Below are 18,119 nucleotides of genomic sequence, written 5' to 3'. Positions count from 1 at the left end.
TCACGCGCCGCCCCTTGCCCGGGTGCCGCCGGGGGCGGCCCGCTCCACGACGACGGCGGTCGACTTGATCACGGCGACGGCGACCGACCCGACCGTGAGGCCCAGCTCGTCGACCGCTTCCCGGCTCATCAGCGACACCACCCGGAACGGTCCGGCCTGGATGTCGACCTGCGCCATCACCGTGTCCTTGACGACGGCGGTGACGATCCCACGCAGCCGGTTGCGGGCCGAGGAGAACTCGGCCCCGCCGTCGGGCCCGGTGCCCTGGCCGCGGACGAAGCCGGCCAGGTCGACGCCGTCGACGAGCCGGTGGCCGTGCTCGTCCCGGCTGGCGGCCAGCCGCCCGGCGTCGATCCAGCGCCGCACGGTGTCGGTGCTGACGCCGAGCAGCTCGGCGGCCTCACTGATCCGGAACACGGTCACCGCGCCACCCTAGCCGGCCGCGAACACGTGACGAAAGGGGGCTGTGCCCTCGCGTACCAAAGGGCGGTGGCGGGATTTCGGCCGCAACTGCGGTGCCGAGGGGCTGCGGTGGGCCGGCCGAAGGGCCGCGGGCGGGAGGGCGCCCCGGGCTGACGGGCCGGGCGCCGGAGCTGCAGACGATACGGATGAACACAGAGCGGCCGTGACATCACCGTGCGTGCCATATATTATCGTCGATGGTCGGCGTTGACCGTCGTCCCGGGCCGAGGCCCGCCGACCTCCGACTCACTTGGGGGAACGACGTGGATCGCATCGCAGTCCGTCCCGACCAGGCCCCGACCCCGCCGCCGCTGGACGACCTCCGGCACACCCCACTCGGCCAGATCCCGCTCTCCCGCGCGCGGGACGTCGCCCACACCCACGACCGCAGGGTCAACCGCCCGACCGGTGTCGATGTCCAGGGCTTCGGTTCTGCGATCTGACCCTGCCGAGCCGCGCAGGGAGCCCGCCGCCGGGGTCAGCCCGCTGAGCCAGTACGTGCTGAAGCTGACCAGCCGCTGCGACCTCGCGTGTGACCACTGCTACGTCTACCAGCACCCCGACCAGTCCTGGCGGCGGCAGCCGCGGGTGATGGCGACGGCCACCCTGCGGGCCGCGGCCCGCCGCGTCGCCGAGCATGCTGCCGCGCACCGGCTCGACACCGTGCGGGTCGTGCTGCACGGCGGCGAGCCGCTGCTCGCCGGCGCGGCCGGTCTCGCCGCCGCCGCCACCGAACTGCGCGGGCACATCGATCCGGTGACCCGGCTCGACCTGCGCATGCAGACCAACGGTGTGCTGCTCACCCCGGAGATCTGCGACGTGCTGGTCGCCCACGACGTCAAGGTGGGCGTCTCCCTCGACGGCGACGTCGCCGCCAACGACCGGCACCGGCGCCACGCCAACGGTGCGAGCAGCCACGCCGCCGTGCGGCGCGCGCTGGCGCTGCTGCGCCGACCCGCGTACCGCGCCAGCTACGCCGGCATCCTGTGCACCATCGACCTGGACAACGATCCGGTACGCGTCTACGAGGCGCTGCTGGCCGAGCAGCCGCCACACATCGACTTCCTGCTTCCGCACGCGAACTGGGAGCGCCCACCGCCGCGCCCCGACGGCGTCGCCACCCCGTACGCCGACTGGCTGCTGGCTGTCCACCGGCGCTGGCTGGCCGACGGGCGGCCGGTGCCGATCCGGCTGCTGGAGTCGCTGCTGTCCACCGCGTCCGGCGGCACCAGTCGCACGGAGGCGGTGGGGCTCGGCTTCGCCGACCTGGTGGTGATCGAGACCGACGGCTCCTTCGAGCAGGTCGACTCCCTCAAGTCGGCGTACGACGGCGCTGCGGCCACCGGGTTGGACGTCTTCCGGCACGGTGTCGACGATGCCGCTGCCCATCCGATGATCGCCATCCGGCAGAGCGGCCTGACCGGCCTCAGCGCCACCTGCCGCGACTGCGAGGTGGTACGCCAGTGCGGCGGCGGGCTCTTCGCCCACCGGTACCGTGCCGGCACCGGTTTCGACAACCCGTCCGTCTACTGCGCCGACCTCAAGGAGTTGATCAGCGCGATGGCGGGCACCCCCGCGTACGTGCCGGCCCGCCGGCAGGGCGCCGACTCGCTCAGCCGTGAGGTGCTCGACGACCTCGCCGGCGGTCGGGGCGGCGAGGGGAGCGCCCGCCAGCTCGCCTCGGTCCACGTCGCCATGGTCCGCGCTCTGCTCGTCGCCCTCAGCCCTCGGGCGGGCGACGACCCGGTGGCGGCGGGCGGCTGGCAGCTCCTGGTCGACCTCGACGTCACCGCGCCCGACGCCGTCCGTGCCGTACTGGAGCATCCGTTCGTCCGGCGCTGGGCGCAGCGGTGCCGGGACACGGCGACGGAAGACGTGTCGTACCTCGCCTGCGTGGCGGCTGCCGCCGCGATCCGGGCCGGGGTCGACGCCGAGCTCGACGTGCCGGTCCACGACGGGGCGCTGCACCTGCCCACGCTCGGCACGCTCACCGTCGCCGTCGCCGCCGACACGCGCACGGCCCGCCTCGCCGTGCACGACGCCGGCTTCGACGTCCGTGTCGACGGCCTGCACCACCGGGTACGGGTCGACGCCGCCGCGCCGGCGCACTGGCTGCCGGCGCGGCGGGTGCGGGCCGGTGGGCGCGACCTGCTGGTCGAGGACACCGACCCGTACCGGGACTGCTACGACCTGCCGGTCGCCGCCCGTCTCGCCGCCGCCGACGCCGTACGGTGGACCGGGCAGCTCGACCGGGCGCTGCGCCGCGTCGACACCGAGACCGACGGGTACAGCCCCGGCCTGCGGGCACTGCTGCGCGCGGTCGTGCCGCTGCGGCCCGACGACAGCGGGGTGCAGCGCAGCGCCGCCGCCGGGGCGGCCTTCGGGGCGGTGGCGATGGCTCCCGCGCCCGACGACGCGGCGCTGGCGGTGCTGCTGGTCCACGAGGTGCAGCACCTCAAGCTGGACGCGGTGCTCGACGTCTGCGACCTGTTCGACCGCCACGACGACCGCCGGCTGACGGTGCCCTGGCGCACCGACCCGCGTCCGGTCGAGGGGGTCCTGCACGGCACGTACGCCCACCTGGCGGTCGCCGACGTGTGGCGACACCGGTCCGGCCCGGCCGCGGCCGCCGCCTTCCGCCGCTATCGCGACTGGACCGACGGGGCCCTCGACGCGCTGCTCGGCCTCGGCGCGCTCACCACCGCCGGAGACCGGTTCGTGCGTCGGATGCGCGACACCCTGGACAGTTGGCCGTGACCGCCGCGGTGCCCCCCGTACGACGTGCGCACCGGTTCAGGGCGGGTGACCGGGCCGGTCCGCGGTGCGCGATGCGGTGCCGGTCGCCGTGCGGGACAGCGCGGATCGTGCGGCTGTCGATACTGTGGATGGCCGAGGATGTCCACAATGGGCGGGAGTGGCGCGTGGCGGAGGAAGACTTCCGGGTCGACCCGGGAGCGCCTGTCTTCTTCCTCAGCTACGCCCGGACCCGCAACCGGGTCGCCGCGCCGCCGAGGGACACCAACCAGAAGGTCTTCCAGCTCTTCGTGGACCTCTCCGACCACGTGGTCGAACTGCTCGGGCTGCCGGCCGGACGGCCGGCCGGGTTCATGGACCGGATGCTCGACGGCGGGCAGCTGTGGACCGACGACCTCGCCTTCGCCGCCGGGCACTGCCAGGTCTTCATCCCGCTGATCTCACCGCAGTACCTCAACAGCGCCTGGTGCGCCCGGGAGTGGGACGCCTTCGCCCGCCGCCGGGTCAGCCTGCGCCCCGGCGCGGCGACGACGCCGGGGGAGACCCCGATCATCCCGGTCAACTGGTCGGTGGTGGAACGCCGGTCGATGCCGCCGGTCGTGTCGCAGCGGCAGATGTTCAGCCCGACCCGGCTACCCTCGGAGATCGCCCCGCAGTACCAGGAAGAGGGCATCTACGGCCTGCTCAGCCTGGGCAAGAACGGCAAGGACGCCTACGACGCGGTGGTCTGGCGGTTGGCCCAGCGTGTCGCCCGGGCGTACCACACGCACTGGGTGCGGGCGGAGGTCCCCGTCGACATGGGCCAGCTCCGCGCCACGTTCGAGGAGGTCGGGCATGACCTGGTCTGACACTTCCTCCGCAGGGGTGCCCGCCGGCCGGCAGACGTACTTCTTCCTCAGCTACGCCCACTCGGTGCCGCTCTCCGCCGCGGCCCGGCCCGACACCGACTTCTGGGTCAACCGCTTCTTCCAGGACCTCGGCGTCGCCGTGCGGCGTACCGCCCGCCGGACCGGTGAACTCGACGTGGGTTTCTTCGACGGCCTGGTCGAACCCGGCGCCGACCTGAGGCGGGCGCTCACCGACGCGCTCAGCGTCACCCAGGTCTTCGTCCCGCTCTACTCGCCGAAGTACTTCAGCAACCCCTGGGCCCTCGGCGAGCGCGACTCGTTCCACAGTCGCCTGCGAGGGCTGCCACCCGGGCGGGCCGCCCGGCACGTCCTGCCGGTGCTCTGGCTGCCGCTGTCGCCGTGGGAGGAACGGCCCGAGACGGCGCAGGCGCTGGAGCTGGCGCGGGACCCGGCCGACCGCGCCGACTACGCCGAGAACGGGCTGCGGGCGCTGTGCAAGCTCAGCGCCTACCGCCGGCAGTACGAGAGCGTCCTCACCGCGCTCGCCGAGCGGGTCGTCGCGGTCGCCGAGTCCGATCCGCTCGCCCCGTCCCGGGCGGCCACGCCGGCCAGCAGCCCGGTGGTCGACTCCGGGGACACGCCGCTGGTGATCACCACGGTCACCCCGCACGGAGTCCGTTGGCGACCGTACGGCGACCAGCACGCCCTCGCCGTCGCCGACTACGTGGCGGCCACCGCCGAGCGGCTGGGCCTGCCCACCCGGGTGGTCGAGATCGCCGAGGCCCGGGCCCGGGCGCCGGAGAGCCCCACGGTCGTGCTGGTGGACGCCACCGTCGACCCCGGCGACGCGCGCGCGGCGGTGGACGCGCTGCCGCGCTGGGCCGTCCCGCTGGTCATCGCCCCCGACGGTGCGCGTGGCGACACCACGCCCGAGACGATCGCCGGTAGCTTGCAGGACGCGCGGTTCCCGCAGGTGCTGCCGGTGCGGGAGATCGTCGAGTTCGAGCGCAGCGCCCCGCAGCTCGTGATCGAGGCCCGCAAGCTGTTCCTGCGGCACGGCCCGGTCGACCCGCCCGACGGCCCGACCGTGCCCCGGCCCAGCCTGCGACCGGACGGCCCATCAGACGTACCGCGAGGGAAGGAAGACCGTTGACGCAACCACGTGAGGGCCAGGTCGTCACCTTCTACTCCTACAAGGGCGGCACCGGCCGCACCATGGCGCTGGCCAACACGGCCTGGATCCTGGCCGCCAACGGCCAGCGGGTGCTGGTCGCCGACTGGGACCTGGAATCCCCGGGCCTGCACCGCTTCTTCGCGCCGTTCCTCGACCCGGAGCAGGTCGCCTCCACCGGCGGGGTGATGGATCTGATCCTGGAGTACGAGTGGGAGAACGCCCGGCGGCGCAGGGCGCCCGGCGACGCCGCCGCACGCCCCGGCGACTGGCACCGCCAGTACGCCCGGGTGCACAACTACGCCTTCTCGGTGAGCTGGGACTTCCCCGGCGGCGGCAGCCTCGACCTGCTGCTCGCGGGCCGGCACAACCCCGACTACGCCACCAGCGTCACCGGGCTGAACTGGGACAACTTCTACAACCGGCTCGGCGGCGCACAGTTCTTCGACGCGCTGCGCGAGGACATGAAACGGCACTACGACTGGACGTTGATCGACAGCCGCACCGGCATCAGCGACGTCGCCGAGATCTGCACCATCCACCTGCCGGACGTGCTGGTCGACTGCTTCACCCTCAGCGGCCAGGGCATCGACGGCGCCGCCGACGTCGCCGGCCGGGTCCGGGGCTACGAGGGCCGGCGCGCGCGGCGGGTGCTGCCGGTGCCGATGCGGGTCGACGACGGCGAGAAGGGTAAGCGCGACGCCGGTCGGGCGCTGGCCATGCAGCGCTTCGCGGGCCTGCCCAGCGGGATGACCGACGCCGAGCGGCAGGAGTACTGGCTGACCGTCGAGGTGCCCTACCGGGCGTACTACGCCTACGAGGAGACCCTGGCGACCTTCGGCGACGAGCCGGGCGGCCGGACCACCCTGCTGTCGGCCTACGAGACGTTGACCAGTCACATCACCAACGGCCGGATCACCGCGCTGCCCCGCATCGACGAGGCGCTGCGCCGGCAGACCGTGCAGCGCTTCGAGCGCAAGCCGGCCACCGCCGACGAGCTGATCGTGCTCCGGCACGTCGCCGAGGACCAGGCCTGGGCGGAGTGGGCGCAGGCCGTGCTCACCGCGGCGGACCTGCGGGTGCAGCCCGTCGCGCCGGACGAGCCGCTCCCGGCCCGGGCCGGGGTCACCCACCGTGAGCTGCGGCTGGTGTCGCGGGCGTACCGGGCCGGCCGGGGCCGGTTCGCCGCGGACCTGGTCCCTCCCGGCGTGCCAACCCTGGCCCTGCACCTCGACGACACCACCCCCGCGCCGGACGTGCCGGTGGGCAGTTGGGCCTCGGTGCACGACCGCAGCGCCGAGGCCGCCGCCGAGCAGCTGCTCAAGCTCGTCGGACGGGTGCCGGGCGAGCGCGGGCACGCCGTTCCGGGCGCCCGGTTCCCGGCCCTCGGGGCAGAGGTGTTCAACCCGCCGGGCCGCAACGTCCGCTTCACCGGTCGCGAGCTGCTGCTGCGCCGGTTGCGCGAGGAGCTCAAGGCCGGTGGCGCCGAGGCCGTCCCGGTGGCGCTGCGCGGTGGCGCGGGCATCGGCAAGACCCAGCTCGCCATCGAGTACGCCCACCGCTTCCGCGGCGCGTACGACATCGTCTGGTGGATCGACGCGGACCCGCCCCAGTTCGTCGACGAAAAGGTCGCCGACCTCGGCCGGGAGCTCGGCCTGCCGGAGCTGGCGCCCATCCCGGAGAGGACCCGGGCCGTACGGCAGTGGCTCAGCCGCGGCGAGCGGCGCGACGGCACCGGCCAGCCGCTGCGCTGGCTGCTCGTCTTCGACAACGCCGACCAGTACGAGGACGTCAAGGAGCATCTGCCGCAGGGCAACGGGCACGTGCTGGTCACCACCCGCAACCCGGACTGGGGTGATCTGGCCCGGGCGATCGACGTCGAGGCGTTCCAGCGTGCGGAGAGCGTGACGCACCTGCGCTCGCGCATCGGCGCGGAGTTGATGAGCGTGGCCGAGGCCGAGCGGGTCGCCGACGCGGTGGAGAACATCCCGATCCTCGTCGCGATGGCCGGCGCCTGGCTCGCCGACACCGGCACTCCGGTCGGGGAGTACCTGGCCGGGCTGGAGCGCACCGGCCCGGAGACCGACGTGTGGGGCTGGTCGCTGCAACGGTTGAAGGAGCAGTCCGCCGGGGCGTACCGGTTGCTCCAGCTCGCCTCGGTGCTCGCCCCGGAGATCTCCCTGGACCTGCTCTACGGCGACCAGGTGGCGCGGGTGATCGCCCCGCACGACCCGGTCGTGGCGGCGCGCGTCGCCGACCGGGTCTCCGAGCGGGACATCGCCGCGGCGCTGGTGCAGCGGATCAACCGGCTGGCGTTGATCAAGGTGGACCTGCACGCCCACCGGGTGCAGGTGCACCGGTTGCTCCAGGCGGCGCTGCGGGTCCGGATGTCCGACCGTGAGCTGAACGAGGTCAAGCACGACGTGCACCGCATCCTCGCCGGGTCCCGCCCGTCGGGTGAGGTGGAGGACCCGGCCCTGCAGGAGCGTTTCCGCATCCTCTGGCCCCACCTGGACGGCTCCGACGCGGTCTCCTGCCACGACGACGAGGTCCGGCAGATGGTCATCGACCGGATTCGCTACATCTACCTCAATGGCGGTCTCGAACAGGGCGAGCAGTACGCCCGGCAGGCGGACGAGATCTGGTCCACCCGGCTGGGCGAGCTGTCCCCGGGCTCCGCCGCGCACCGGGCGCCGCTGGTGCAGCTGCTGCACCTGCGGTTCAACTGGGCGAACCTGCTGCGCAGCCTGGGCCGCTTCGAGGAGTCCTGCCGGCTGGACGAGGAAACCCTGCGCCAGCAGGAGGAGCTGATCGGCCCCAGCCACCCGTACACCCTGATGACGGCCGGCGGCTACGCCGGCGACCTGCGGGCGCTCGGCCGCTACCGGGAGGCGCTGGAGCGGGACCTGCGCACGTACGCGGCGTCGGTGGACGTGTTCGGCGAGGACCACCGCCGCACCCTGGTCTCGGCGAACAACCTCGCCGCGTCGTACCAGATGGTGGGGCACTTCGCGAAGTCCCTGGAACTCAACGAGAACACCCACCGGCGGCTGCGCCTGGTCCTCGGCACGGACCACCCGCGTACCCTGCTCTCCGCCAGCAACCTCGCCCGTGACCTGCGCGAGGTCGGCGAGTACGAGCGTTCCGTGGCGCTGCTGCGCGGCGTTGTGGAGGGCTACCGGGGACTTTTCGGCGACCAGTCCCGCGACGTGCTGGTCACCCAGGCCAGCCTCGCCGCCTCACTGCGCAGCACCGGTGAGATCGCCGCGGCGGCGGAGCTGCTGGAGGTCGCCTACGAGCGGCTGCGCGTCAGCTTCGGCCCGACCAGCCCGGACACCCTCTTCGCCTGGCTGAGCTGGACGGCCAACCTGATGCTGCAGGGCGAGGCCGAGCGGGCCCGCGCGGAACTGGTCGAGGCGGGGCGGGTCTTCGCCCAGATCTTCGGCGCCGAGCATCCGTACGTGCTGGTCTGCCGGAACAACCTCGCCGTGGCGACCTGGGACGCGGGGGACCCGCAGACCGCCACCCCGCTGGCCGTGTCGGCGGGTGAGGCGCTGCGCGCGGCGCTGGACGCGGAGCACCCGTTCGTGATGGCGGCGGAGAACAACATGGCGGTCTTCGCCGTCTACTCCGGCGACCTGGAGGGCGGGCGCGCGCAGCTGCGCGACGTGGTCGACCGGATGACCCAGGTGCTCGGACCGGAGCATCCTGACACCCTGCGCAGCATGGGCAACCTGGAGACGGTGCACCAGATGGCCTCGGGTGGTCGGGTCAGCATCGGGCGGACCCGGATCGCCGACCGGCTCGCCGACCGGATCGGTCAGCACCACCCCAGCGTCATCGTGCTGCGGGACGGCCGTCTGGTCCGCCGGGTCCTTGACCCGCACCACTACTGAGCGTGTCGGGTGCCGATCAGCAGTTCGCGGCCGGCCGGCACGTCCGCGTCGATGAGCCAGCGCAGCACGCGGGGCAGCTCCTCCACGGCGTCGAAGTGCGCCGCGCCGGGCTGGACCTCGATCTGTGCGCCCGGGATCTGCCCGGCGAGCCACCGGGCGTGTCCGACCGGGGCGAAGGTGTCCTCCGCGCCGTGCCACAGCCGTACCGGGGTGGCCGTGGTGTCGATCGCGCCGAGGTCGAACTTCCAGCTGCGGCGCAGCGCCAGCACGTCGTCGATCCACCCGTACGGGCCGGCGCGCAGCGCCTCCTCGTAGGTGTCGGCGATGAGCCGCCGCAGTGCGGCGTCGTTGACCGCCCGCCGGTCCGCCGCGCTCATCTGCACCATCAGCTCCTCCAGCAGGAACCTCGGATCCTCGGCGGCCCGCTCGGCGCGCTGCCGGATCTGCGCGATCATCGCCGCCGTGTCGAGGTGTTCCCGGCCGCCGAACCCGCGCACGTTGTCGCTGTTCATCCCGGCGAACCAGTCGAGCTGGGGCGCGTCGGCCGGGGCGAAGCTGACCAGTACCGCGACCCGGCTCACCCGGCCGCGCAGCGCGCCGTCGGCCGCGCAGGCGAGCGCGTGCGGGCCGCCGCCGGAGCGGCCGGCGATGGCGAAGCGTTCCAACCCGAGTTGGTCGGCGATCGCCTCCACGTCGCGTGCGGCGTCTGCGACGTCGCGTCCCTCGCGCCGCTCCGAGTCGCCGTAGCCGGGGCGGTCGTAGGCGATGAGGCGCACACCGAGGCGGTAGAGCACGATGCCGCGGGGTTTGGGTCCGCGCCGGCTGCCGGGGGTGCCGTGCATGAGGAAGACGGGGTGACCGTCGGGCGCGCCGGTGACCTCGTACGCCACGCGCCGGTTGTCGGCGCGGTGGGCGAATTCGGCCCCAGGCTCGCCTTCTCGGGTCACTCCAGCCTGCCTTCCGGTGCTGCGTTCAGCCCACGTCCGTAACCCGGCGCCGAGTGGTGACGCTGATCCGGCTCCACTCGGCATTCGAGCCTAACGGTCGGGCCGGTCGTGACGCTATGGAGTGCGTCGACAAGCGGCCCGATCTGTCGGAAAGGACAGCTTCCGCCGCGTCCGGCGGGAACTTCCACGGCCGGAACGGCACCGGCGCCGGGGCTGCCCGGGGTCGGAAAGAGGGGGCGTCAGCAGGCGGTCGCCCGGGTGTCGGGGTCCGGGCGGCGAAGCTCCACCGGCACGTCGGCGCCGGCCAGGGCGGCCACCGGGTCGCCGTAGCGCCAGTGCACCCGGTACTGGGCGCGCAGCCGGGGGCGGGGCACCTCCCACTCGTACGCCACCACGCCCTCGCGTTCCTGCCGGAAGGGGGTGACGGCCGCGGTGCTCTCCGCGGTGAAGGAGGTCTCGCTGGCCCAGACCGTCGGGCGGGTGGCGGCGGGGAAGGCCAGCCGTACGGTGAGACGGCGGGTGGGTAGCCGGATGTCGCGTTGCAGCCAGTCGCCGAACTTCCACACCGGCACCCGGTAGGCGTAGTGGATCACGGTGCGCTGCCCGGGGTAGAGCGGTGCCGGGGCGCCGCCGCTCTCGAGCAGCAGGGCGATCTTCATGAAGGCGTCCCGGCTGCGGGTGATCCGCCAGCGCATCGGTTCGGGCCGCTCGACGCCGAGGGACGCCTGGAAGCCCACCTCGTCCAGCGTGAGCGGGTGACGGCTGTGGAAGGCGGTGGACCGGGCCGGGTCGTCGGGGAACCGGTCGATGTCGATCTGCACCGTGTGCCGGGTGATCGGCTCGGTGCCGACGCTGTGCAGCACCCGTCGGAAGCGGCACTCGTACCCGCCGTCGACCAGGGACAGGTCGGCCTGCTCGTCGTCGATGACCAGGTGTGGCCCGGCCGGCGGGGGGACGGCGGTGGGGCCGAGCCCGGAGGCCCGGCCGGCCGGGCCCCGGGTGCCGGCGAACGCGACGTAGCGCTGCCAGATCCGGTTTCCGCTGTCGAGCACCAGTTCGACCCGGCGGGCGAACTCCTCGGTCGGCTGGTGCCGGCCGTTCTCGATGTGACTGACGTACGACGGGTCGAAGCCGGTCCGCTCGGCCAGTTCCTTCTTGGACAGCCGGCGTTGGTGGCGCCAGTGCGTGAGCTCCCGCACGAAAGCCGCAGCCGTGTCGTCCTGTGTGGAGCTACCCATGCCCCCGTCCTCGTCGTCGGGCCTCAAGTGTGTCCCAGGTGTTGCGGTCGCGCCAGCCATCATCTCGCGGCGTTGCAGCCTGCCTGGCCGGCAGGCGGCCGGGGTGTGAACGGCCTGTTGCGGCGCGGCCAACAGCGGGTCGCTGCCGACGTGCTCACCTCTCGGGCCCCGGACCGGCACCGGGTCCGGGCGATCTTGTCGGACGAGTGGGATCGCACGCGGTGGGGTATCACTTCCGGTCATGAGCAGCAGCACCACGACGGAATCGGACAACCGGACCGCGACCGCCGCGACCACGGGCACCGTCGCCGTCGTCGCCCACCGCAGGAAGACCCTCGGCGGCGGCCTCGACGAGCTGCGCGCGACGCTCGTCTCCGCCGGGGTCGAGCGCCTGCTCTGGTACGAGGTGCCGAAGAGCCGTAAGGCCCCGGAGAAGGCCCGTGAGGCGCTGGAGAAGGGCGCTGATCTTATTTTCGTGTGGGGCGGCGACGGCATGGTGCAGCGCTGCGCGGACACCCTCGCCGGCTCGTCCGCCGCGATGGCGATCCTGCCCGCCGGCACCGCCAACCTGTTCGCCACCAACCTGGGCATTCCCACCGACCTGGCCGAGGCGGTCCGGATCGGGCTGCACGGTCGCCGACGCACGCTCGACCTGGGCCGGCTCAACGGCGAGCACTTCGCGGTGATGGCCGGCGCCGGCTTCGACGGCGACCTGATCCGGGAGGCCGACCGCAAGCTCAAGGGCAGGCTCGGCCGGGTCGCGTACGTCTGGACCGGTCTGCGTCACGTCCGGGGTGAACTGGTCCGCACCCGGATCCGGGTCGACGGCGCCGACTGGTTCGACGGCGAGGCGAGCTGCGTGCTCTTCGGTAACGTCGGCACCATCACCGGCGGCGTGCCGGCCTTCGACGACGCCCGCCCCGACGACGGCGCCCTGGAGATCGGCGTCTCCACCGCCGACGGCGCGGTCGACTGGGCCCGCACCCTGGGCCGGATGGCCACCGGCCGGTCGGAGGACTCGCCCTTCGTCCGGATCACCCGCGGGCGGTAGGTCAAGGTCCGGTTCGCCGCGGCGAAGACGTACGAGTTGGACGGCGGTGCCCGGACGCGCACGAAGCGCCTGAAGGTGAAGGTGGTGCCGGCGGCGTTGACGGTCTGCTGCCCCGAGGCGGACAGTTGAGCCAGGAGCCTCCCGGGGGAGGGCGATTGGTCCCGTCGCAGGACGTGCTGACGGTCCGCCGGCTGCGCCTGGGCATCGGCGTGGTCGGTATCGCCCTGCCGTTCGTGCTGACCGCCGGCCACGCCCTCGTCGCCGGCCGGCCGATCCTGCTGGGCTCGATCAGCGGGGCGTACCACACGGCGATGCGGGATGTCTTCGTCGGCAGCATGTGCGCGATCGGCGTCTTTCTCGTCTGCTACCGCTACCGCCGTCTCGACGACGTGCTCAGCAGTGTCGCCGGAGTGCTGTCGATCGCGGTGGCGCTGCTGCCCACCGCGCCCGGCTCGCCGAGCGCCGCGCAGACGCTGGTGGGGCGGCTGCACCAGGTCTGCGCCGCCGCCCTGTTCCTGATCCTGGCCGGTTTCTGCCTGCTGCTGTTCACCCGCACCGACCCGACGGGTGTGCCGACCCCCGAGAAGCTGATCCGCAACCGGGTGTACCGGGTCTGCGGCTGGCTCATCGTCGCCGCGATCGTGGCCGCCGTGGCCAGCACGTTCCTGCCCGACACCGTCCAGGACGCGACCAAGCCGATCGTCTGGTGCGAGACCCTGGCGGTGCTGGCGTTCGGTGTGGCCTGGCTGGTCAAGGGCGAGGCGATCATCCGGGACGGGGTTGGGTAGCGGCGGCCAACCGCCGGGCGGTCCTGCGCCGGTTCGCGGGGCAGGATGGCGGGATGGACCAGACCGTGCGCTGCTACCTCGACGACCTGGTCGGCGCGGCCCGCGACGTCCTCGGCGTCGAGCTGGTCGGCGCGTACGCGGCCGGCTCGGTCGGACTCGACGCGTACCAGCCGGGCCGCAGCGACGTCGACGTGGCGCTCGTCGTTGTCGACCGCCTCGACGTCGTCCGCAGGCGGGAACTGGTGGCCCGGCTGCGGCACGAGGCGCTGCCGTGCCCGGCGCGCGGCCTGGAACTGGTCGTCTACACCCGCGCGGTGGCCGGGTCGGGCACCCCGGAGCCGGGGTTCGAGGTGGAGCTGAACACCGGGGCGCGGATGCCGTTCCGCGCCACCCTCCACCCCGCCGACCGGCCCGCCGCCGACGGCCGGTTCTGGTACGGCCTGGACCGCAGCATCCTGCACCAGAACGGGTACGCCCTGCTCGGCCCGCCCGCCACCGAGGTCTTCGCCGACCTGCGCCCGGACGACCTGCACCGGCTGCTCGTCGAGGCGTTGCGCTGGTGGCTCGCCCTGCCCGGTCCCGCCGCGCCCGAGCCTTCCGGGGACGGGCCCGAGCCGGCCGGGGACCCGCCGGTGCCGGGCGCGGAGGACGCGGTGCTGGGTGCCTGTCGGTCCCTGGTCCGGCTCCGTGACGGCGTCTGGCTGTCGAAGGTCGCGGCCGGGCAGCGGGTCGCGGCCGCCGGGGCGTACCCGGAGCTGATCGCCCGCTGCGTCGCGGCCCGGGCCGGCGGCACCGCACCGGGGGGCGCGGAGGCCCGCGACTTCCAGGGGTGGGTGCTGCGCCGCGTGCTCGACGCGGGCTGAACGGCGGGCGTGCAAAGAATTCTCGACCCGGTGGCGTGGGCCGGATCGCCGACGTCGTCCATCTCGGCTTCGTGCTCTTACCGGCCCCGCCCCGGCGACAGACCAGGTGCCGTCCGGGTGCCCGCCGCCGGTGTCGACCCCGCCGTCCGCGACGCCGCCCGGATCCGCCCCCGGCTCCGCCGGCACGCTGGTCCTCGTCGGTGGCGAATCAGCCGGCGGACGCCTGCTCCAGGGCTTCGACCGCCAACTGCGCGCCCTGCTGCTGCCCCCGCTGGTACGCCAGCGCCTCGTCCCGCTGGCCGCCAAGGAGAGCAGCGACAACCTCGACGCGCTGACCGTGCTGATCGACGCCGGTCAGCTCCGGCCGGTCGTGGACCGGACCTGGCCGTTCGCCGAGGCGGGCGACGCCATCCGGCAGGTCGAGGGCGGCCACGCCCGCGGCAGGAACGTCGTCCTGCCCTGAGGCCGGTGGGTGGGAGAGCCGGTCCCACCCACCGCCGACGCCGGTCAGCTGCCCACCACCTCCGGCCGGTGTGCCGCCGCCGGCACGTACGACTCGGGCGCCGGCCGGTCGGCGGTGAACTGCCCGCGACGCTCCTCCGGGGTCTCCTCCGCCGGCGGTTCGGCGGGCGGCCGGACCGTGACCACCGGGAATTCCGCGGTCTCCGACCCGCCCGCGGCGGCAGCCATCACCGCGGCGGCCGCCAGGTCGGCCACCCGCTTCGCCTCGCGCTGCACCCGCGCCCGCACGTCCTTGGCGTGCCGTTCCACCGAGTCGGCCGCCTGCCGGGCCTCCTCCAGCCGCCTGGTCTCCGTCGCGAGGCTCCGGCGGACCTCCTCCAGGCGTCGCTGCGCCTGCACCAGGTCCCGTTCGGCGGTGTCGCCCTCCTGCTGGATCTCGGCGAGCTGCCGCCGGGCGGTGTCCAGCTCCTCCCGGACCTGGGTCAGCGCCTGCTGCCGTTCCGCGATCTCCTGCTGCACCGCGGTCAGCTGCTCCTGGTGCCCGGCCACCTGCTCGTCGGCGCGCTGGCGCACCTCCGTCGCGTACTGCTGCGCCTCCGCGATCAGCGACTGGATCTGCTGCTCGGCGGCGCTGTGCTGGTTGGTCAGCTCCTGCTCGGCTGCCGTCCGGTGCTCGACCAACTCCTGCTCGGCGGCGGCCCGCAGCTCGGCGATCTCCTTCTCCGCGTTGGCGTGCAGTTGGGCCAACTCCTGCTGACTCTGCGTGCGCGCCGCCTGGATCTCCTGCTGGATCTGGGTCCGCGCCGCCTTCGTCAGCGCCTCCGCGGCGGCCCGGGTCTGGGTGATCTGCTTGGCGGTCTGCTCGCTGATCCGCTTCGCCTCCTGCTGGGCGCGCTCGTGCGCCGCCTCGCCCTCGGCCCGCAGCCGCTCCGCCCGCTCGTGGATCTCGGCCAGCTCCGTCTCGGCCACCGAACGGCGCTCCTCGTACGCCTTGTCCTGCTCGGCCTGGCGCGCGGCGAGCTCCTCGTCCAGGTCACGCAGCGCCTGGACGGTCCGCTCGCGCGCCTCGGCCAGCACCTTCTCCGCCTCAGCCTGGAGGTTGTTCGCCCGCTGCGTCGCCGACTCGGTGATCACCCCGGCCTGCTTCTCGGCCAGCGCCAGGATCTGGTCCACCATCGGCCCCAGGTCCCGGAAGGAGGCCCGGTCCACCTGCGCCGGACGCTGACGCAGCTCGGTCACCTCCGCCTGCAGGCGCTGGATGTGCGTGGTCAGGCCGTGCAGCCGACCGGCGGCCTGGTCGCGTTCCGCCGTCATCGTCGCCAGCTGGCCGTCCGTCTGCTCGACGTACCGGTCCACCTGCCGCTTGTCGTAGCCGCGCAGGGCCGTCTCGAAATGCGGCCGACCGGCCACGTCGTCACGCAGCGCGAACGGCTCCTCGCCGTTGGACATGCAGCACCCTCCGTACCTTCCGAGCGCCACGCGGATGTTCGCCCACGGGCCAGTGATGTGGCGCAACGCTACCGTCGTCCCGGCCCCGGTCATAGGCCCGCCCCGCGGATCGGGACACCCGGTGGGCGCGTCGCTGCACCCCGTCGGACGAGGCCCGGCTCCGCCGACCGTCCACGTCGGTCACGGCCCAGGCCCTTCCCGGGGTACGACGTGCGACCGGGCGGTGCGGCCGAGCAACCGCCGCTCACCGGGCGCGGCGGGCTCGACAGCCGCCGGTCGCCGGCTTCCGTCGGGTGCCTGCGGACCTCGCGACGGGCCGGGCGCGGCCGGTCGGGGCGTAGGTTCACGACGTGCGTCTGTTGTTCACCAGCCTCGCGTCGGTCGGTCACACCTACCCGCTGATTCCCCTCGCGATCGCGGCGCGCGACGCCGGGCACGAGGTGCACTTCGCCGCCGGTGAGGCCGTCCACGCCCCGCTGGCCGCGAACGGACTGCGTCCCTTCCGTCCGGCGGACGCGTTCTACGACATCTACGCCGAGGACCTCGAACCGGAGCTGGCCCGGTTGCGACCCGACCTCGTGGTGCACGAGTGGGGACTGCCGGGGGCGGCTGTCGCCGCGTACCGTGCCGGAATCCCGAGCATCTGGCACGGATTCGGGCGGATCTTCCCGGAGGGGATCGGTCTGGAACTGCCCGTGGCGAACGGCGAGGTGCCTCGACTTGCGCACCTCGACATCTGCCCGCCCACCCTGCAGGATCAGCGCTTCCTCGCCACCGAGGACCGCATCGCGCTACGTCCGGTCCAGTTCTCCGAGCCGGGCACCCTGCCCGCGTGGGGTTCAGCGCGGGGTGGGAAGCCACTGGTCTACCTGACCCTCGGCACGGTCTTCGGAACCCCGGAACTGCTCGGCACGGTCGTCGAGGGTCTGGCGCGGGTGGACGCGTACGTGGTGGTCGCCGCCGGCCGAGTGCGCCCGGAGCAGCTCCGTGACGTGCCGGACAACGTCTCCGTGCACGCCTGGGTGCCGCAGGCGGAGCTGTTGCCGTCCGTCGACGTGGTCGTGCACCACGGTGGCAGCGGCACCACACTCGGCGCGCTCGCCGTCGGGGCGCCACAGCTGGTGTTGCCCCAGGGCGCCGACCAGTTCGCCAACGCCGACGCGGTCAGCGCCGCCGGGGCTGGGCTGCGACTGCTCCCGGAGGAGGTGAGCGCGGAGTTCGTCGCCGACCATGTCGCGCGGTTGTTGCCGCAGCACGGAGACGGCGGCCACCGGGACGCCGCCCGCGCGGTAGCGAGGAGATCGCCCGGCTGCCCTCTCCGCAGGAGGTGGCCCGCCAGTTGCCGGGACACCTCGACCGAGCGTGAGCCTGTCGACCCGGCACAAGGCTCTGAAATGGGACGACAGCTCGGGATGCGGAATGTGACCGCCGCCGCGTCCCGTGGATTTGACGATCAACTCGCCGGCCGCGTAACTTTCTCTCTGCCAGCGCGGAACGGACGAACAGGGCGAAAGACCTGGAAGGCCGGAGCGCGGAGTTGACGTTCGGGCGGTGCCCCCGAATCGGCCAGGGGTCGATTTGGTGGGGCGGAGCCGACCGGGTATGGTTCCACGTCGGCAGGGAAGCGGGCGGGTTCGTGGGAAACCTCGACCGGCCGTCCTGTCGAGAATCCACGAGATGGGCGGTGAGAGCCGGTCGAATTGTGGTGCCCGGAATTGTGGTGGAAGTGGTGTGGATCGCGACAGAGCGGTTTGACACGGCGGATATCAGCGGGTAACGTAGTAAAAGTGCCCGGCGCGAGAGCGGCGGGTGGTGGGATGAAATGCCCCGGGTCGGGGGCTCCGTGGTTGCGGGGTTTCTGGGCGGTGTGTGGTTGTTCTTTGAGAACTCAACAGGGTGCTTGATAAGCCAGTGCCAATTTGATTTATACCCCGGACTGGTGATCCTTCTTCGGGAGGGTTGTTGGTTGGGATTCCTTTGGCAACACTTTTGTTGTCAGGACATGTTTTCAACAGTTTTTGTTGGAGAGTTTGATCCTGGCTCAGGACGAACGCTGGCGGCGTGCTTAACACATGCAAGTCGAGCGGAAAGGCCCTTCGGGGTACTCGAGCGGCGAACGGGTGAGTAACACGTGAGCAACCTGCCCTAGGCTTTGGGATAACCCCGGGAAACCGGGGCTAATACCGAATA

At 73.1% G+C, this 18,119-nt stretch carries 14 protein-coding genes and 1 rRNA gene; 11 read left to right on the top strand and 4 right to left on the bottom strand.

Translation table 11 applies throughout. The features are described 5' to 3' along the window. Positions 1–423 (bottom strand): TOBE domain-containing protein, encoded by a 423-nt coding sequence (locus tag GA0070560_RS25615; protein WP_091302321.1) that lies wholly within the window; start codon positions 421–423, stop codon positions 1–3. A gap of 302 nt (positions 424–725) precedes the next feature. Between GA0070560_RS25615 and GA0070560_RS25610 the strand changes: the two genes are divergently transcribed. The 5 genes from GA0070560_RS25610 to fxsT all read left to right on the top strand — a co-directional run bounded on the left by GA0070560_RS25610 (position 726) and on the right by fxsT (position 9,131). Beyond that, positions 726–905: a hypothetical protein gene (locus tag GA0070560_RS25610; protein ID WP_091302318.1), complete on the top strand. Its 180-nt coding sequence runs from the start codon at positions 726–728 to the stop codon at positions 903–905. Then, a complete protein-coding gene (locus GA0070560_RS25605; RefSeq protein WP_091302316.1) occupies positions 877–3,219 on the top strand; it encodes an FxsB family cyclophane-forming radical SAM/SPASM peptide maturase in 2,343 nt (780 codons plus the stop codon). The genes GA0070560_RS25610 and GA0070560_RS25605 overlap by 29 nt, the downstream gene beginning before the upstream one ends. A 164-nt stretch (positions 3,220–3,383) precedes the next feature. Further along, positions 3,384–4,064: a TIR-like protein FxsC gene (locus GA0070560_RS25600; protein ID WP_091302314.1), complete on the top strand. Its 681-nt coding sequence runs from the start codon at positions 3,384–3,386 to the stop codon at positions 4,062–4,064. After that, positions 4,051–5,217: a TIR-like protein FxsC gene (locus GA0070560_RS25595; protein WP_091302313.1), complete on the top strand. Its 1,167-nt coding sequence runs from the start codon at positions 4,051–4,053 to the stop codon at positions 5,215–5,217. Before GA0070560_RS25600 ends, GA0070560_RS25595 begins: the two co-directional genes overlap by 14 nt. Then, positions 5,214–9,131: an FxSxx-COOH system tetratricopeptide repeat protein gene (gene fxsT / locus GA0070560_RS25590; protein WP_091302311.1), complete on the top strand. Its 3,918-nt coding sequence runs from the start codon at positions 5,214–5,216 to the stop codon at positions 9,129–9,131. Before GA0070560_RS25595 ends, fxsT begins: the two co-directional genes overlap by 4 nt. On the opposite strand, the gene GA0070560_RS25585 is transcribed toward fxsT, so the two are convergent. After that, positions 9,125–10,078: an alpha/beta fold hydrolase gene (locus GA0070560_RS25585; protein ID WP_091302308.1), complete on the bottom strand. Its 954-nt coding sequence runs from the start codon at positions 10,076–10,078 to the stop codon at positions 9,125–9,127. The two genes, fxsT and GA0070560_RS25585, sit on opposite strands and share 7 nt — an antisense overlap. A gap of 239 nt (positions 10,079–10,317) precedes the next feature. Continuing rightward, entirely contained in the window at positions 10,318–11,316 is a 999-nt protein-coding gene (locus tag GA0070560_RS25580) for a helix-turn-helix domain-containing protein (RefSeq protein ID WP_170839584.1), read from the bottom strand. Between the two features lie 241 nt (positions 11,317–11,557). On the opposite strand from GA0070560_RS25580, the gene GA0070560_RS25575 reads away from it, so the two are divergent. From GA0070560_RS25575 to GA0070560_RS25560, 4 genes are all read left to right on the top strand, one after another. Then, a complete protein-coding gene (locus tag GA0070560_RS25575) occupies positions 11,558–12,367 on the top strand; it encodes a diacylglycerol/lipid kinase family protein (RefSeq protein ID WP_245675711.1) in 810 nt (269 codons plus the stop codon). A gap of 155 nt (positions 12,368–12,522) precedes the next feature. Next, positions 12,523–13,155 carry a hypothetical protein gene (locus tag GA0070560_RS25570; RefSeq protein ID WP_211565996.1) on the top strand — a complete coding sequence of 211 codons (633 nt, stop codon included), beginning with the start codon at positions 12,523–12,525 and terminating at the stop codon, positions 13,153–13,155. A gap of 53 nt (positions 13,156–13,208) precedes the next feature. Beyond that, entirely contained in the window at positions 13,209–14,018 is an 810-nt protein-coding gene (locus tag GA0070560_RS25565; protein WP_091302304.1) for a nucleotidyltransferase, read from the top strand. 130 nt (positions 14,019–14,148) lie between these two features. Next, positions 14,149–14,481 carry a zinc-binding dehydrogenase gene (locus tag GA0070560_RS25560; protein WP_170839583.1) on the top strand — a complete coding sequence of 111 codons (333 nt, stop codon included), beginning with the start codon at positions 14,149–14,151 and terminating at the stop codon, positions 14,479–14,481. Between the two features lie 44 nt (positions 14,482–14,525). Here the strand turns inward: GA0070560_RS25560 and GA0070560_RS25555 are convergent, their stop codons facing one another. After that, positions 14,526–15,929, bottom strand: a complete 1,404-nt coding sequence (locus tag GA0070560_RS25555) for a DivIVA domain-containing protein (RefSeq protein ID WP_091302300.1) — start codon at positions 15,927–15,929, stop codon at positions 14,526–14,528. Between the two features lie 350 nt (positions 15,930–16,279). Here GA0070560_RS25555 and GA0070560_RS25550 point away from each other — a divergent pair, with 350 nt between their 5' ends. Together GA0070560_RS25550 and GA0070560_RS25540 are read left to right on the top strand one after the other, a co-directional pair. Beyond that, complete coding sequence (locus GA0070560_RS25550) at positions 16,280–17,470, top strand: glycosyltransferase (protein WP_245675710.1); 1,191 nt, start codon at positions 16,280–16,282, stop codon at positions 17,468–17,470. 477 nt (positions 17,471–17,947) lie between these two features. Next, positions 17,948–18,119: ribosomal RNA gene (locus tag GA0070560_RS25540) — 16S ribosomal RNA — on the top strand; the annotation flags it as partial.

It is taken from the genome of Micromonospora halophytica (assembly GCF_900090245.1).
Taxonomy (GTDB): domain Bacteria; phylum Actinomycetota; class Actinomycetes; order Mycobacteriales; family Micromonosporaceae; genus Micromonospora; species Micromonospora halophytica.
The sequence above is the reverse complement of the archived record's forward strand: the minus strand, read 5'-3'. Positions and strand labels throughout refer to the sequence as shown.

Bases quoted from the DNA above. Each gene is read 5' to 3' on its own strand.
- GA0070560_RS25565 (WP_091302304.1), top strand. From the start codon at position 13,209: ATGGACCAGACCGTGCGCTGCTACCTCGACGACCTGGTCGGCGCGGCC.
- GA0070560_RS25555 (WP_091302300.1), bottom strand. From the start codon at position 15,929: ATGTCCAACGGCGAGGAGCCGTTCGCGCTGCGTGACGACGTGGCCGGT.
- GA0070560_RS25575 (WP_245675711.1), top strand. From the start codon at position 11,558: ATGAGCAGCAGCACCACGACGGAATCGGACAACCGGACCGCGACCGCC.
- GA0070560_RS25595 (WP_091302313.1), top strand. From the start codon at position 4,051: ATGACCTGGTCTGACACTTCCTCCGCAGGGGTGCCCGCCGGCCGGCAG.
- GA0070560_RS25605 (WP_091302316.1), top strand. From the start codon at position 877: ATGTCCAGGGCTTCGGTTCTGCGATCTGACCCTGCCGAGCCGCGCAGG.
- GA0070560_RS25580 (WP_170839584.1), bottom strand. From the start codon at position 11,316: ATGGGTAGCTCCACACAGGACGACACGGCTGCGGCTTTCGTGCGGGAG.